Source organism: Congregibacter litoralis KT71, from assembly GCF_000153125.2.
Taxonomy (GTDB): domain Bacteria; phylum Pseudomonadota; class Gammaproteobacteria; order Pseudomonadales; family Halieaceae; genus Congregibacter; species Congregibacter litoralis.
Genome location: NZ_CM002299.1, coordinates 51,859 through 67,928 on the forward strand (window position 1 = coordinate 51,859; position 16,070 = coordinate 67,928).

The 16,070-nt window shown below is 52.8% G+C and carries 11 protein-coding genes; all 11 read right to left on the minus strand.

Features of this window, described 5'->3' with window-relative positions:
- Positions 1-86: 86 nt before the first annotated feature.
- On the minus strand, positions 87-1,391 hold the full coding sequence (locus KT71_RS00260) for a site-specific integrase (protein WP_008293529.1): 1,305 nt from the start codon (positions 1,389-1,391) through the stop codon (positions 87-89).
- The gene (locus KT71_RS00265) at positions 1,388-3,538 is read right to left on the minus strand and encodes an ATP-dependent DNA helicase (protein WP_008293528.1); all 2,151 of its coding nucleotides are present in this window, start codon (positions 3,536-3,538) and stop codon (positions 1,388-1,390) included. The genes KT71_RS00260 and KT71_RS00265 overlap by 4 nt, the downstream gene beginning before the upstream one ends.
- On the minus strand, positions 3,535-3,927 hold the full coding sequence (locus tag KT71_RS00270) for a hypothetical protein (protein ID WP_008293527.1): 393 nt from the start codon (positions 3,925-3,927) through the stop codon (positions 3,535-3,537). Before KT71_RS00270 ends, KT71_RS00265 begins: the two co-directional genes overlap by 4 nt.
- Entirely contained in the window at positions 3,920-4,549 is a 630-nt protein-coding gene (locus KT71_RS00275; protein ID WP_008293526.1) for a hypothetical protein, read from the minus strand. Before KT71_RS00275 ends, KT71_RS00270 begins: the two co-directional genes overlap by 8 nt.
- Positions 4,536-6,299: a hypothetical protein gene (locus tag KT71_RS00280; RefSeq protein WP_152025151.1), complete on the minus strand. Its 1,764-nt coding sequence runs from the start codon at positions 6,297-6,299 to the stop codon at positions 4,536-4,538. The genes KT71_RS00275 and KT71_RS00280 overlap by 14 nt, the downstream gene beginning before the upstream one ends.
- 571 nt (positions 6,300-6,870) lie before the next feature.
- Positions 6,871-8,712: a site-specific integrase gene (locus tag KT71_RS00285; protein WP_023660473.1), complete on the minus strand. Its 1,842-nt coding sequence runs from the start codon at positions 8,710-8,712 to the stop codon at positions 6,871-6,873.
- Between the two features lie 253 nt (positions 8,713-8,965).
- Positions 8,966-9,523: a UbiX family flavin prenyltransferase gene (locus KT71_RS00290; RefSeq protein ID WP_023660474.1), complete on the minus strand. Its 558-nt coding sequence runs from the start codon at positions 9,521-9,523 to the stop codon at positions 8,966-8,968.
- 80 nt (positions 9,524-9,603) lie between these two features.
- Positions 9,604-10,491 (minus strand): alpha/beta fold hydrolase, encoded by an 888-nt coding sequence (locus KT71_RS00295; RefSeq protein ID WP_008293522.1) that lies wholly within the window; start codon positions 10,489-10,491, stop codon positions 9,604-9,606.
- Positions 10,484-12,049, minus strand: a complete 1,566-nt coding sequence (locus KT71_RS00300) for a class I adenylate-forming enzyme family protein (RefSeq protein WP_008293521.1) — start codon at positions 12,047-12,049, stop codon at positions 10,484-10,486. The genes KT71_RS00295 and KT71_RS00300 overlap by 8 nt, the downstream gene beginning before the upstream one ends.
- A gap of 57 nt (positions 12,050-12,106) precedes the next feature.
- The gene (locus KT71_RS00305; RefSeq protein WP_008293520.1) at positions 12,107-14,383 is read right to left on the minus strand and encodes a TonB-dependent receptor; all 2,277 of its coding nucleotides are present in this window, start codon (positions 14,381-14,383) and stop codon (positions 12,107-12,109) included.
- 171 nt (positions 14,384-14,554) lie between these two features.
- Complete coding sequence (locus KT71_RS00310) at positions 14,555-16,000, minus strand: sodium:solute symporter family transporter (protein WP_008293519.1); 1,446 nt, start codon at positions 15,998-16,000, stop codon at positions 14,555-14,557.
- Positions 16,001-16,070: the final 70 nt, after the last annotated feature.

Below are 16,070 nucleotides of genomic sequence, written 5' to 3' on the forward strand. Positions count from 1 at the left end.
TGAGAAATCAGGTGTTCACGTTCGTCCGGAATAGGTGTTCACGTTCACCGGAATACGCATTCAATTTCAACAGCATTCATGCCGTTTTACCCTTTACTAAGTAATTGTTTTAATCGAGCCACTTCTGATCTCAGTGCGGTGTTCTCAGACTTTTGCGCTTGCAGATTCCTTCTGAGTGAGCCATTTCGGCTATCTGCGAGGTCGGCAGTCACCGCGCGGTGGTAGGGGGCCTGAGAGTTGATATTGACTTGTCCAAGGGCTTCAGCAATTGGATGGAGTACATCTTCTGGTGCGGTGGATAGCCCTTTCTCTTTTCGCGCCGCCAATTGGTCAGCCGTCAGATCTTGTGTGAATTTTCGTCGTAGCGCGTGAGCCGCTGCCCTGAACCCACGAACATGTTCGATGTTGCGAAATGCCTTCCCAAACATTCTTGAGATGTAATTTGGTGTCAAAGGCACTCCCCCGCTCGAGAGAAATAGCCAATTTTCTTCCTCGAAAGGTTTCCCCACCTTTTCAATAAGCTGTTGCCGTTCGTCCTCGATAAACGCTGATATGCTATACGCCAGGGGCAGGGGAAAATCGAATTCAAATTTGTACGAAAACTTTTGAAGCACAGGCCGGACCGAGATGTGGGTTGCATCAAGATTTAGTTTTTTGAGGTTGATATCGGAGAACGGTTCGATAGGTATGGAGCTAAGACTTATCGCCCGAAGGCCGACTTGATCGGCAATATCAAGTAGCAGCAGGTTTCTCGCGACGCAGTATGGGGAGCCCTTGCTTAATTCGTCCCTAAGAAGCCGAACATCTTCGTCGGTCGCAACATACTGAAATTTCGTGCGGCTTGCTGTACCAACCCTCTGGAATGTAAGTGGGTATAGGCGTTTTCCATTAGTATCATCTCGCAGGTCGCCACGCCCGCTGTACCGATATGGTAGCGATGATTGCACGCGGAACTGTCCCCAGCCAATAACAGATTGGATCGAGCAATCAATCTCTTGCGTCCACGAAAGGTAGTCATAGATAACCTTGAGGCGCTTGTTGGTGGTTTGCTTTGCGGTCAGGTCGTCTACTGATCTGGCGTCCTTGCGGGTTCGCTCAAAACACCAATCTCTAAAACTGGCCAAGTGTCGATCATCGATAGATTGCGCCTGGGGTGCTTTGCCACGATTGAACTCAATCAAACGAGTAAAGGCGGTTGAAACATCTTCAAGCTTGCGACGATAAGCCTCTTCCGAGGCTCCTTTGTTTATCAAAGATTGTGAAACCGATATGGAATATCGTAAGAACTCACGACAAACAATATGCATTCGGTCAGTGTGGAGAGGTACCTTACCAATTTTCGGAATGTCCACCCAATAGACTTCTGCGCTGTGAAGCTGAATGGTGCTCATGCTGCTTCCAAACAATGCAGGCGAAACCCAGTCGTCCGCGCGAATGAACGGGGTGGTGCGGCAACGCTTTTATCAAAACCTTCCTTACTACCGACTATCACGCAGGCTTGTTCACATCGGGTTACGGCGGTATACCACCAGCTGTTATCTGCGATCCTAGGGGCCGTTTTGCTAAACCCAGATACCACAACAATGTATTGCCATTGCGATCCCTGTGCTTTGTGACACGTAATCGCGTATGCGAGGGAAAGGTCTTGTAGATCATCGCTCGCGAGTTCATGGGGTGAGTCAATGTCGTCAAACTGCACCATGACGGACTCGCCCGCACCATTATCCGCACTCACCTCAACTACACGGCCAATTAGACCGTTGAATAGTTGGCGCTGCGCATTATTACGAAGATAAATGACAGGTTCGCCAACGGCCACTGATCCATCCTTGATATTGATTGTTTGTATAGACTCGCCATTGCTAGCCAACGCTTGTACATGCTCGATGTGAAGCGAGGTATTGATTGCACTGACAATCGATCTTGTCGCTGCGACGATTTGGGTTTGACCATGAGTCTTCAATTCTCGCCAAGTGGCCAACGCATCGTGCAGAAATTGTGATTGAGTGCACCACCGTGAGAACACACCATTGAATTGTGATAACCCGCTATCAAACGGAACAAGATTGGGTGGTGTCTGGTTTCGAATTTCTGCTGCCACTCCAGGAATACCACTTTCCTCAGATTGACGCATTACTTTGGTTAACCTCGTAACGAAGCCACATTCTGTTTCCGCAAATTTATGCAAAATAAGGCCGGGGCCTATTGGTGGCAGTTGATGATGGTCGCCAATTAAATACAAGTTGGCATCTTCGGGCATCGCTAAAAAAATCCTGTAAATCATTATGGCATCAAGCATTGATGCCTCATCCACGAATACAGAAAAGTACGATGGGAGTTGGTTGTCGTCGGCCCGCCCCAAAAAGGCGGCTATGCTGCACGCATACCGCCCTGTGCTTTCACGCATTCGGTTGGCGGCTTTGTTAGTAAGCGCTAGCTGAACTATCACCTCTTCTGCTGGTAGCTGGGAATAAACGTACCGTAGTAACGTAGTTTTACCCATGCCAGCGCCCCCGAGTAAGACTCCAAAACGGTTCTCTAGGAAAACGAGCGCGGCAGTTTGTTGTTCTTCGGTCAAGTTGCCAGCAAAAATTGGTTGCTCAGATTGGATTATTGGGGCGCCTGAAAATAGGCCGCGGTTGCGTCGCGGTGTCTGAAGCAACCTAGACATGCGATTCAAAATACCGTCTTCAATTACCTTACAACCAAGAATTTGTGCTTGCTCTTCGTGGACTACGCACGTCCCATCGGACACAGCTAGATCGATGGCCTCGTGGGCGTTGACCAAAGGATCTATTTTTTGGACTCCAGCCACCAGTGTATTAATAGGTACAGCAGTATTTCCTTGGTCTAGGTGCTTATATAAAACCGCCTCAGTCATTGCTACGAGACGACGTGGATCAAAGCTTTGCATCGAATAGGCCGCTCTTGCAACGTTGTCGATTGCAGCCCATGAGCTGAATGGAAGCAGCCGGTACGGATTTTCCTTTATCTTTTCAACAGCCTTCTCACCCCAAAATCTAATTGCCTGGTTCGCAATTTTGGGAGGTAATTTAAGCGCCTGGAGATTGCGTAAAACCTGAACTTCGATCCGGCTCTCTTTCCACTGGTCAACCATGTTGGCTGCAAGCGGCATAGGAAGCTTCATCTCTATTGCTATCATCTCAAAGTCTGCATCATCCAATACAGAATAGAGGTCGTCGCCCCAGCGGTCCCAGAGCCGTTTTGCTATTGCTTTTCCAACTCCAGCAAAGCGAGGGTTTTTCGCTAAAAACTCAACGACCTGTTGCCCCTCCGGGTGTCCCTGGTACGCTGCATCAGCGACCAACTGATCACCGAAATCAGATGTCTCGAGATTTCCAGAGACAGTCCATATTTCCCCGATGGAAGGTAATTTGAAACAAACTTTACGTGGAATGCGAACGCTGATGCGGCGACCCCGCCACTGTTGCACGTCATCTAGTCGAATGATGGCTCCGCGCGCCTCAGATTCGCTCCAGATCGCCCCTACGACGCCTGAGAATTGAATTGCCGTCACGCTCGTATCATTCGGCAATTGTTTAGGAAAAACTCCTCAGCGGCCTTAGAGCGCTTTAGAACGTCATTCTCGGCTTGCAGCACGGCAACACGACTTTCCAAGTGCTTGATACGTTTTTCAAGTGCTTTAACTTCTGCGTCTGTTCGTTTCCGCTGCTTGCTTGGGGCTTTCGCTAATCTTTCATCAATCCTGTCAAATGCCTCAGAAATTGCGATGTTCGACCCCACGGTTGAGGGCGAAAACCCAAGCATTTCGCAAACTTTAGAGCGGCTTACTCCACCAAATTGGTTTGTGGGCATTTGGGACACAGGAGTTTCTTTGCCCCATTCCTTCACTTTTTCTGCATTATCAGCACCGATTTTAGCGTAGGTATTTTGGCGCTTACTCATCGTGCCTATCCCTCTTCGGCAACTCGAAGATCTTGTGTCCCTGGCGTCGAAGGGATGCGTTTTCATTTCTCAGGGATTGAAGCTCTTCTGTCAGATGGGTCACGTTTCTGTTGTGGGCCGCTTGAAGTTCCTTCAACTCTCGCTCAGCCCGCATCGCTCGGTGTTCGAACTCGGCGATTTGCGCAGCAAGTGCGGCTCTCTTTTGCTCTAACTCTTTCACCTCTAAAGAAAGCTGAGTTCGCCAATCCCTTTTCGCTTGTACGGCGACTTGGGAGTCTCTTTTCGCCTTCGCTAGTTCGATAGTTGTCACCACCGAATGCTTGAGCTTCGCGTTGTGTGGACGGCTAAGCGTATCCTGGGAGTTTGATGAGAACTGGGGCAATGTCTGACGAACAAATTCGCAATTCTGTGAACCGTCCCATGTGCAAAACTTTCGTATTGAAGTAGGAAAGAAGTCTGGCTTCGGATCGCCCTTCTTGTTCAAAAGCAACTCGCCATCGTCAGTATGTACCCACGGGATGCCAGCGTCAGCCCATTCTGTGAGTACCCGCAATTTCTCGGAAATAGAGTCAGTGGCGGCAGATTTACTACGTTGGGAAATGTGATTGTCAGTCTTGATCATTTTCGCCCGCCGCAACCATGTCACCGATCTTCTTTGCAATCGCAGCATCGTTGGAGCCGAAGGACTCTTGCTCAAACCAGATAACCTCACGGAGATCGTCGTAGTGTTGTTTCTGCTGTTGTCGAATAGAGTCCGGCAAGCCGAAATTCGCCGCTTCAGATTCAAGCTCTTTGAGCAGGCCAGTCTGATACTCCAAATGACCTGGAGTGCTCAAAAAATTTATACAGCCATGACAGATAGATGGGCTTGCGTCTGACTTTTCGGTATTCCCTGTTTCGGAATTAAAGCAATGGGCAGCTTTCCTTGTGTGTCGTGAAGAGCCTACCCAACAGATTCCGTGACCCTTTGGGTCTGGCGAAAAGCCACGAGAAGCCTGCTTTTCGGCAACGATTCGAGCCTTTTCTTTTTGTGAATAACCAGCAAATTCTGCTGTTTTGAGAAGGCGTTTAGTTAGAGTAGCAACCAGAAGCGCGTAACCGCCGCCAACAGGCTTTCCATCGAAAATTCTCTCGATATGGTGTTTGTGATAATCGAATGAACTCGCATCGTCTATCTTCAGTTCAGCCGGCCTGTGCTTTGAGACTCTCTTATCTGCTTGAGTCCAGTGAGCGTCTTTTGAAATGTAATGACGTGTTTGCTCCAGGTCGAGATGCTGTAACTGCTGCATTAGGGCTATTAGTCGACTGTCCTCGAATCTATGGTAGTAGAGATTGCTAAACAAACGCCGATAAACGTGTGTCTTACTTAAAATATCAGCATCGCAAGTGGGCAAGCATGATTCCATAAAGCCTGTGATGCGATCGTGTCGAAAAAGCGTGGTTTTTTGATTGCGAACATCGCCCATAAAAGAACTTGCAATAATGCTCAAGGAGGCGCGTCGGCTACCATACTCAAGACCAAAATCTTCCGGCTTCATTCCGCTTAATCCGAAGTAGGCGCTTTGAAGTTGTTCGGCGATTTTTGTAGCGTCGTGAACGAGTCTATTGGCGGGAAGCGACCTCCAACCGGTGTTGTATTTCAGTATGTAGACGTCGAGCTCAAATCCGTTTAAGTCATCATCTATCGTTTGTACGCACCCACGATACAAACCCGCTTCGATTCCCCTCTCACCCCTAATTTCATTCTTTCTGCGACCATTACAAATTTGAACGAGCATGAAAATGCACTCAAGAGCAGCCAAATAGAGTGTGTGAAGGGTAACCTCTCTGGCAGCGATGCTCTGGGTTGCTGTGGCGGTTTCCAGCAACTTTATGCCATAAGGTAGCGATTCAACTTGCAGGACGACGTCGCGAAGAAGTTTGGCGCGAGATTGATCGGACATTTGATCGTAAGCCTGGCGGGAGACGGAATTTGCCTCCAGTGCGGCGATTATTTTTGGGGCGACGGTGAAAACCATTGAGATCACGTACTCGATGATCTCAACAGATTGCTCAATGGTAATGTCTTTCGTTTTCCTGCTGACCCGCCCAATCGTTGACGCAAGTTTGTTTGGACTTTCGAATGGCCTGAACCTCAAGCCTTTCGCTTCGTCTGGCAATCGGGCTAACCAATTAATGTTTTCCAGATGGCGACGCAACGTATTTTCCGACAGCGGTTCTTGGCGATATACGTGTATTTCGTCTATCGTTTTTACTAAATCTTTTCGCTCCGAATCTGAAATTTCACTACGAGCGCATCTAACAAGAAGCTCTTTAGCCTTGGCTGTCACGCTATTGACGTTAACACCGTCGCCCATCACGTTGCGCGCCAAGGGCCAGTCAATTTTTCGGTTTACAGGATTTGGGACTAAGGATTGGGCGAACTCGACGTCTTGGAGGGCGGCGCGTAAGAGGCCCCGTACAGCGTCTGCATAGCCCCCCAAGGCCAGCATCGAACCAGTGGCGATGCACTCTGACCTCAGTCTTTGCGCATGCTCATGACTGAAATCTGTCAGCGAGTATAGGCCTTGCCTCAGACACCAAACGTAGATCGATCTTATAACTGCGGCTAAATGTCCTACGCGGAACCTCGCGGAGTCCGGCTTAGTATTCAAGAAAAGGCTGGCAAGTGCGTATTTCTTCGCCCGGCATAAGTCAGGGAACCTATTTAGGTCCACGATTCCTTGGTATAGGCCCAAGTCATTGCTGGGTACAAAGAGCCTTAGGTTTTCAACAGGTATCGTTACTGGTTTCTTTGTGCTGCTTGCTCCATTTTTGGATACAGGTCGCAAGTACGTAAAGCCATTGTCTTCAGGGCGCGATACTATCGTTTCATTGCTTACCCAAGCATCTTCAAACGTCGAATTGCGGTCGTTAGGTCTTAAGGGTATTGCTCTTTCCATGTCAGACCTCCACGCCCTTCTGTTTTAGAAACTCCTGGAACGCTTTGCAGAAAACAATCTGCGGTACTTCGTAACAAACGAATGCTTCTGGGTTCCGAGCTTGAAGGGCTTGATTGTATTTTTTGTAGTAGTTCAGCTTAGCTGCGACATATTTGATCACTCGTTCGTTGACCACGATCTTCTGCGATTCTTCGTCCGAATTGTCGATAGAGGCAACCCATTTGCCAACTATCGATTGATTTGGATTTGTGAAATCGCCAATAGGAAAAAGATTTTCGAGAACTTGGTCTTCGTCATAGCCATCCTTATTGGGCATCACATCTTTGCCGATTGAAAAGACGATTGTGCTTTCTAGGTGACGCATGAAACGAGCCATATTTGCCTTAGCCAGGCGTGCAACAATATGCCCGTCGATGTAGGCCATGGTTTGCGAAATATTGGCGTGATCTAGCATGCCCTGAACAATGTAGATGTTTCCCGTCCGTAAAAACTCGCTAGTCGCTTTTAAGGGACGCAGATTTTTTAAAGTGAAATCTTCTACCCCCGACATGATTCGAAAGATCTTCGTAACACTGAAGCCCGGGGCACTAAACCCAATGCCTATAGGATGCTTATGTCTAAAGCCAATCGATACCGCAAGTACGTCGTCTTTTATGCCCCAATTCGAGCGTATTGACTCATAGTTCTCCAGAAGCATCGACATCGCTAGAAATGCTAGCTTGTTTTTTGTGCGCTCGATGCTCGTTGTTGCATCACTGCCAACCAACATCTGGTCTGTCTTACCTTTATGACCCTGCAGTTTGTACATATACACATCGCCTTCGCGAGTCATTTCAATAACCCGCGATCTAGTAAGCTCCCATACGGACGATGGATTCCAGCCGGTATGTTCGGTCAATATCACTACCGCAGCATAGATACTAATCGGCGTCATGAAATGGTTTGACAGCAGCGCTGACAATGAACTGTTCTTGTGCTGATAAAGATACATAGCCAGCGGTGGTGGACAAAGCAACTTGCCTTTGGTGGGAATTGACGTGCTAGGCCTGTCTTTGACGCCCAGCCAAAAGGACTCTTTATACAGTCCAATAAGATGTGAAATTCGGGCTAAGGAATGCGTTACTGCCAGACCATCGGAGCCAGCAAAAACCGCTGGTGGTATGTTCAGTTTAAAATGCTTGCTCTTAGAGGACGTAATAGATTTAACCGTCTCTTCTTCGTTTGGCATTTGCTTTTGTGCCAGATTATCAAGAGTGGCCTTATGGTCTTGTTGTGCGTGAAGAATTTCTCTTGCGGTCGCAAGAATTGCGTTGCGGCTCTCTTCGAGCAGTTCCACCGCTTTTTCTTCAAGCTCCTTTTCACTATCGTGCCTGATGCTCTCGTATCTAATCTTTCTAGGGTCACTCCGTACTGGAGCTTTATCACTCATGCCAGGGGTACCGCCTGAGTCTGGCGCAATCGGTTGGTTTCGCGCGCGTAAATAGCCTAACTGGGAGACCTTTACGCCATTACTCAAAAGGCCCGGGGCATAACGAAGAAGGCATAAAAACCTCTCAACATGTGTAGTCGATTTAATGGATCTCTCCGCGCATGCTTCATTAAATCGCTTTTCCGCAACGCCCGCGAACTCTCGTATCTCATGGCTGGTTAGCATGCTCAGAGGGCTCTCAAGAACCGCCTTCAAACGCAGCGTTACATCATCTTTTTGCCCTAGGTCGAGCAGCTCTAGTGCTTTTCTGAAGCCCCGAACGGTAGTGCTGGCGAGGCCAGAAGGAATGTGCTCCACCGCGGTCCTGATAAAGCCCGTGGGGGCTAGGCTCAACTCACCGAAATCGATCGTCACCACGGTCTCGTATCTGCGGGAATGATCCCGCCCGAAAACCTTAAATGAGATAGTTAGCCCATCCCAAGTAGCGTGCTTTTTCTCAGATATTGAAGACCTAGGCATTACAAGAGATTATGAACCGGTCGGTCAGTTAGTGCAATAACTACAGTACATATAAGATACCGAAACCGATCATGTCCAGAAGTACTACCGCAAAGAGCAGGAGTCCGTGACGGCGAAAGTCCGGCCTGGCATCCGACAGATTAATGGCTCATCCCTGCCAACGGCTGATGGCGGTATCGCTGATGCCAAATAGATCCAGACTGCGCCCGACGCTCTGGGTGACCGATTCATCGAGACTCTTGATGCCGGTGTAAAACGCCGGCACCGGCGGGGCAATCACCGCGCCCATTTCCGACAAGGCCGTCATGGTCCTCAGGTGCCCCGTGTGCAGGGGTGTTTCGCGGACCATGAGCACCAGGCGGCGACGCTCCTTAAGTACCACATCAGCCGCCCGCGTGAGCAGCGTGGAGGTAACGCCCGTGGCAATTTCCGACATGGTACGCACGGAGCAGGGAGCGATGAGCATGCCATCGGTAATAAAAGACCCGCTGGCGATAGCGGCACCCACATTTTTGACCGGGTACACCACGTCAGCGTGGGACTTGAGCTCTTCAGCACTCATATCGAGTTCGTGATGCAGGGTCAGCTCTGCGGACTTACTCATCACCAGGTGAGATTCAACACCGACTTCCTTGAGCATTTGCAGAGCCCGCAGGCCCATAACAATCCCCGAGGCTCCACTGATACCGACGATAATTCTTCGCATGACTGCTCCTACTCTGTGGGGCAGCACTCTAGCAGGACCAACCCCCAAGGCACAGTGACGGCTGTCGGCTCAGCCTCGCGTCAGGCGGGGTCCACCCCGGCAAAAAAGTCGTCAATGGCCGCCACAGCAACCGGTTCATCCAGCATGGGTGCATGACCTCGATCCGGCACATTAACCACCTCGAGGCCCGGAGCAATCGTCTGCATCTTCTCCACGCAGTCAAGCGCCAGCAAATCCGTCATCGCGCCGCGGATCAGAAGCATGGGCATGGACGCCATATTGGTAAACAAAGGCCATAGATCCGGCGGGACGGCATTGGCATCCGCTTCCAACACCGCCTGGGCAATCGCAGGATCATGAGCAATCTGCGGTACACCGTCGACTTCCCGATACAAGCCTTTGGTAAAACGCAGCCACTCCTCCTCGCTATAAAGGGGAAAGGCCACCTCGTTAATCTCCCGGGTCTGGGCTACCGCATCGTCCCAACTGCGAATCTCGCGATGTTTGCCCACGTAGTTTTTAATGCGATCGAGACCCACAGGGTCCAGCTCGGGACCAATGTCGTTGAACACGATACCCGCGAAGCGCGAGGGCTGCATGTTGGCCATGAGCATGGCCATCAACCCCCCCATGGAGGTACCGATCACCAGCACCTTTTCCAGCTTGAGCTTGTCCAAGAGGATGAACATGTCGCCGACATAGGTGGCCGGTGTGTAGTTTGCGGGGTTGCTGTCGTAATCGGACAAACCCCGACCGCGCTGATCAACGCTGATCACCCGCCGGTCTTTGGCCAGATGTGCCGCAATCCACTCAAAATCCGCAGAATTGCGGGTAAGCCCGTGCATACACAACACCGGCACAAGACTTGAGCCCTCGGTCCCGGGGTAGTCCCGGGCATAGAGCCTCAGACCATCGGCGCTCTCGTACCAGACATCCTCATAAAGGGCTCTTGTACGATCTTCAGCCATAGCGCTTATCTCCATAGTGTTTCCGTAATTCGCGCTTGAGTATCTTGCCATTGGGATTGCGCGGCAACTCCTCCACGGCAATGCAGTCGGCCAGGCGTTGCTGCTTACCCAGACGCTGGTTTGCCCACTCGAGGAGTGCGGCCATGGTAAGGCTGTCATCGCGCACCACCACCAGGGCAATGGGCGTTTCACCCCAGCGCTCACTGCTCGCGCCGATGACCGCCACGTCCGCAATACCTTCATGGGTAACCAACAGCGCTTCGATATCCTGGGGGTAAATATTCTGGCCGCCGGAGAGAATCATGTCTTTCTTGCGGTCCACGATGTAGAGAAAACCCTGGGCATCGAGATGCCCGATATCGCCGGACCGCAACCAGACCTGACCATGCCCATCCACGTAGCGGGCGTCGGCGTTGGCATCCTCACGCTGCCAGTAGCCGGGCATGGTAATCCTTCCCCGGGAAACGACCTCCCCGGCTTCACCATCAGCACAGGGTTTGTCATCTTCGCCGACGATGAGAATGTCTGTGCCTACCAGGGGCTTACCCACGGAAGACCAGCGACCCTCGGCATCTTCCGGGTCCAGGGTTGTGATAATCCCCTCCGTGAGACCGTAGAGTTCGATAATGCCGCACGGGAAGGTTTCAAAAATCGCCCGCTTCAGACCCTCATGAAGGGGCGACCCACAGCTCATCATCGCATGCATGCTCGACAGATCATGGGGCGAGGCAACCTGTGCCTCCAGGACTCGCTGGAACTGTATGGGCACCATGGCCGTGTGGGTGATCCCCTCGGATTCCACTGTTTTCAAAAACGCCGCGGCATCAAAGCGAGGGTGTACCACCAGGGTGCCACCCGCCAACAGGGTACACAGCATCGCGACCCAGGAGATGTTGGAATACAAACCTATGGTCAGCAGAGTTCGCGCACCACCGTGATAACGAAGGGCGATGGACAGGTCATAGGCCCAGTCCCGACGACCACCGTGGGAATGGAGGATTCCCTTGGGCAGCCCCGTAGTCCCCGAGCTATAGATGATGTTCAGCGGTGAATCGTGAGCAAGGGGCACGGCCGGCAGCGTATCCGGCTGCTTCGCACTGATACGGTCTATGGTTTGCCAGACCGGAGCATCAACATCCGTGGTAACTGCGTCGGTGATGCAGACAAGGTCGCCGGGCAGCCGGGGCAAAAGCCTGTCAAAGCGTGCGCGGTGCTCCTCGCTGACGATCAGTGCGCGAATATCCGCATCGCCGAGCATAGCGACAATAGCGTCATCGGCTACGGAGGTGTTCAGGGGTACGGAGACAGCCCCCGAGGCCAAGGTGCCAAACAAAGCCGTCAGCATGGAGTAAGCATTGCCCATGAAGACTCCGACGCGATCGCCGGGTTGCACGCCAGCGCCTAGAAGCCCATGGGCAAAACGGTGATTGTCGGCGACAAACTCGCGCCAGGATTTTCGCTCATCACCGCTGACAACCGCTGTTCGCTCGGATCGCCAACGCCCATGGAGCGCAAGAATCTCGGGCAACAAGGGAGAGGGCGCAGGAAATTCACGCATCACAACATTCTCCAGAAAAAATCCCGCGCCACCCCCAGGGGCAGCGCAGGCAAGTGTTTACTGGAAGCGATACTCGACGGTCACATAGCCCGTTGTGGGGGGACCGAAGAAAACCGTGGTGTTGTTCTCCAGACCCAGGGAAGACGGGCAACCGCTGGTACCAAAGCAATAACCGGCGGTGCGGTATTCCTCGTCCGTGAGGTTTTTGCCGTAGAGGCCCACGAGCCAGTGATCGTCGCCGCTGGTCCACACGATGCTGGCGTTAAGAAGACCGTAGGCCTCCTGATCAATATCCTCCGAGGCAATCTCAAACTGCTGGACATCACCCTTGTAGGAGTAATTGGTATTGATCAGCAGGTTGCCGCCAGCCAGATCCGTGTTGTAGTTCAGCCCGATAAACACCATTTCTTCCGGCGTGTTCTGGATATCCCGATCATCAGAGACATCAATGTCACCGACAAGATATTCCTTGAAGGAGGCATCCAGGAAGCTGGCGGAGAACTGCATGCTGAAGTTCTCCGTGAGGAGCAGGTTGCCCTCGATCTCGATACCGGAAATCTCTGATTGCCCGGCGTTAGTCACGGTACCGACGAAGCTGTCGTTGACGCCATCACCGTCACTGTCCACACCGACGGAACCGGGGATCTGCATGTCCTGGTAGTCGCTGTAGAACAGGGCGACGTTGGTGATTGCCCGACCATCCCACCAGGTGGATTTCAGGCCTACTTCCCAGGAATCCAGCTCTTCGGGATCAAAACCCTGCTCCACCGCGGGGGTCGCAAAGTTGGCGCCCCGGGGATCGAAGCTACCGGCTTTCCAGCCCTGGCTATAGCCACCGTAGATCTTAATATCGTCGGTGAGCGCGTAGCTCAGATTGGCCCGTGGAGAGAAGTCGTAGTAGGTTCGCTCGGCTTCATAATCGCTGGTTGCCGCGAGCAAAATGGCGCTGTCGTTCCCGAAGAACGGCGAGCCAGTTCCCAGGTAGGTGCCGCGGAAGATATCCGCGCTGCGCTCATCCTCAGTGTAACGCCCGCCCACGGATAGAGACCAGCGGTCCGTCAGCTCATAGGTTAGATCGCCGAATACGGACCAGGAGTCTGTCTCGACCACGCCGCCGGTATAGGCCGTAAGACCACCGGGGGCGAGGAGTCCGAGGACAACGTCAAAATCGTTGGCGGCTTCCGCATCCAGATAGTAGTAACCCAGCACGAGGTTCCAGCGATCGGTATTCCACAGCAGCTGGAACTCCTGGCTGAATTGCTCGTTGTCGTAGATTACCGGGGCGTCAAAGTCCGGCGAGGCGAGGCTGTCAAAGTCGATCACCGACTCCGTAAAGTCTTCCCGGCCAGCGGTGATGGAGCGCAAGGTGATGGTATCGCTCAGATTCCAGTCGACGGAGGCGGACCAGCCCTCGGCTTCTACCTGGTTGTTACCGTTAATGCCTGCGGTGGTGGGTAGTACGCTGGCACCGGCGTTGGTGTCAAAAACATCGCTCGGAGACGGGGTGCCACTAATAGCGCCGGGATAAGGTCTCCAGCCCGCCACGGCCGATGATTGATCATCCGTGTTGTCGTAGGCCAGGCGGATAAGGAAGTTCTCATTGGGCTCCCACTCTGCGGACAGGCGGTAACCAAAAATATCCTTGTCGTATTGCTCGCCGCCGGTAAACAGATTGTCACCAAAGCCGTCGCGATTGAAGGAAGCGACCGTTGCACCCACGCGGAAAGTATCCGTAACGGGCACGGACACGGTTCCCACGAGATCTGCCTGGTTATAGGTACCATAGGAGGCACGTACACTGGCCTCGAACTCATCGGAGAGACGACGGGTGACGTATTTGATCGCCCCGCCCACGGCATTACGGCCGTAGAGCGTGCCCTGGGGCCCCCGGAGCACCTCGATACGCTCTACATCGTAGATGTCCAGCAAAGCGCCCTGGGGCCTGGCCATGTAAACATCGTCAAGATAGAGGGCAACACCCTGCTCGAAACCGGCGAGGGGATCCTGCTGACCTACGCCCCGGATAAAGGCGGTGAGCGTTGTATTGGTGGCTCGGGACGGCTCCAGGGTGACACTGGGTACAGACTGCGCCAGCTCGGTGATGTCCTGGGATCCTGCGAGGCGCAGAGCGTCACCGCTGAGGGAGGTGACCGCAATGGGCACGTCCTGAAGATTTTCCGCACGGCGTCTTGCCGTCACCAGAACCTCTTCGAGAGCAAAGCTGGGCTCTTCGGATTGCGCGGATACCAGAGGCGATGCAGCGGCCGACAACAGCAGGGAAGCAACGGTTGTGGCAGCAAATAGGGGTTTACGAGCAGTCGTTTTATGCGGCATGGCGGACACCTGTAACGTTATAAGTTATATGAGTGCCGTGTGTCCCGGCACATTGTTTTTCTTCAACGATCGTCTTGCCTGATCGCTTTGCGTAGCTGATACGATTTATTCAACATCCGTTGAATAACACCTAGCGTATTCAACAGTTGTTGAAGTGTCAAGATGTGAATTTTACACCTCGCCCTCACCGTGGCGTGCTTCGCCGCGAGTCAGCGCAAGCCCTCCCAAACCAAAAACCAGGGACGCAAAAATGCCGTAGGTCGCGGAGATTGCAGGATTCGCAATCCCCACAATCAGGTTGAAAAACAGGTGGAGCCCCAGTCCAAGGCCGGCGGCGCCCGCCACAACCCAGAGGGGAATATGCCGGCGCACGAGGACCCCGAAAAGCACCGGCACCAGGGATGCCGCCGCCAGTCCGTAGACGCCCTTTTGCGCAAACAGTCCGATCAGGGGCGGCGGATTCCAGGCCAGGACAACACCCACGATACCGACGGCTATGAGCACCCAGCGCGAGAGCACGAGCCCGTTGCTGGCCTCACTGGCCAGGGGCTTCACGATGTCGTTCACCACCATGGCCGATAGTGCGACGAGGATTCCGTCCAGGGTGCTCATTCCCGCAGCAAGGAGCGTGAGGAAGATAAACACGAGCACGTATTCACCCCAGGCGGAGCTGCCGAACTCATGGAGCAGATACTCGCGAACCACCGTGTCCTGCGCGTCGATCTCGAGGCCGGCGAGACGGGCGTAGAAACCCAGCATCAGCATGAGGGTAAAGAGACTGCCCACCACCGCCGTCGTCGCAATAAACTTCCCCACGTCCTTTTCGCTACGCAGATATAGCACCTTGGTCAGAATATGCGGCTGCAACATAAGTGCAAAGGTCACGACAAAACCGCTGACAAATACGGAAAAGAAGCTGAAATACAGGCTGCTGCTCTGATTGAATGCCTGGGCGTAGTCTTCGCCCACAGCGCGCAGAGCCCCGGCGGGATCACCGGCGAAGTACTTGAACCCCTGGAAGAACAGCACCACGGTGACTGCCAGCATCATGATGCCCTGCAGCGTATTGGTGTAGGCGTGGGCGTAGGTGCCGCCCATGAGGACATAGGAAAAGACGAACAGGAGCACCAGCACCAGGGCGGTTTTCTGCTCCATGGGGAACAGCCCCGTCATCAGCAGGCTGCAGCCTACGAGGATCAGCACCACAAAGGTAATGGACAGCAGATTGATGAAAGCAAAAAACAGGCTGAAGCCGCGATGGTTGTAGCGGTAGTAAATCCACTGGGGGATAGTGAGGGCGCTGCCCGCCTCTCCCAGACGGAGAAATCCGCGGGCCAACACCAAAAACGCACTGAGAATACCCAGGGAGCCCGCAACCCCAAAGTGCAGGTAGGCAGAGAGGCCGTGCTCGTAGACAAACCCGGGGTTGATCACAAAGGTCGCCGTGGATGATATGGAGGCCGCGAGGGTGATGCCCACCAGATAGGGACTCATATCCTTGTTGCCGATGGCAAAACCCTCGACGTCGCGCGTGCGTCGCATACCGACGTAGGACAGCCAGTACACCACGCCGACGTATCCGAAAGTTAGGGCATACTTGAAGAACTCGGCAGACATTGTTGTTATTTCCCGGCGATTTCTGACAGACTATTCAACAAGCGTTGAAGATACAAGGCAATCTCTGGCG

Excerpts from the sequence above, each read along its gene's own strand:
- KT71_RS00310 (WP_008293519.1), bottom strand. The coding sequence starts at position 16,000 with ATGTCTGCCGAGTTCTTCAAGTATGCCCTAACTTTCGGATACGTCGGC.
- KT71_RS00260 (WP_008293529.1), bottom strand. The coding sequence starts at position 1,391 with ATGAGCACCATTCAGCTTCACAGCGCAGAAGTCTATTGGGTGGACATT.
- KT71_RS00295 (WP_008293522.1), bottom strand. The coding sequence starts at position 10,491 with ATGGCTGAAGATCGTACAAGAGCCCTTTATGAGGATGTCTGGTACGAG.
- KT71_RS00300 (WP_008293521.1), bottom strand. The coding sequence starts at position 12,049 with ATGCGTGAATTTCCTGCGCCCTCTCCCTTGTTGCCCGAGATTCTTGCG.
- KT71_RS00290 (WP_023660474.1), bottom strand. The coding sequence starts at position 9,523 with ATGCGAAGAATTATCGTCGGTATCAGTGGAGCCTCGGGGATTGTTATG.
- KT71_RS00270 (WP_008293527.1), bottom strand. The coding sequence starts at position 3,927 with ATGAGTAAGCGCCAAAATACCTACGCTAAAATCGGTGCTGATAATGCA.
- KT71_RS00305 (WP_008293520.1), bottom strand. The coding sequence starts at position 14,383 with ATGCCGCATAAAACGACTGCTCGTAAACCCCTATTTGCTGCCACAACC.
- KT71_RS00275 (WP_008293526.1), bottom strand. The coding sequence starts at position 4,549 with ATGATCAAGACTGACAATCACATTTCCCAACGTAGTAAATCTGCCGCC.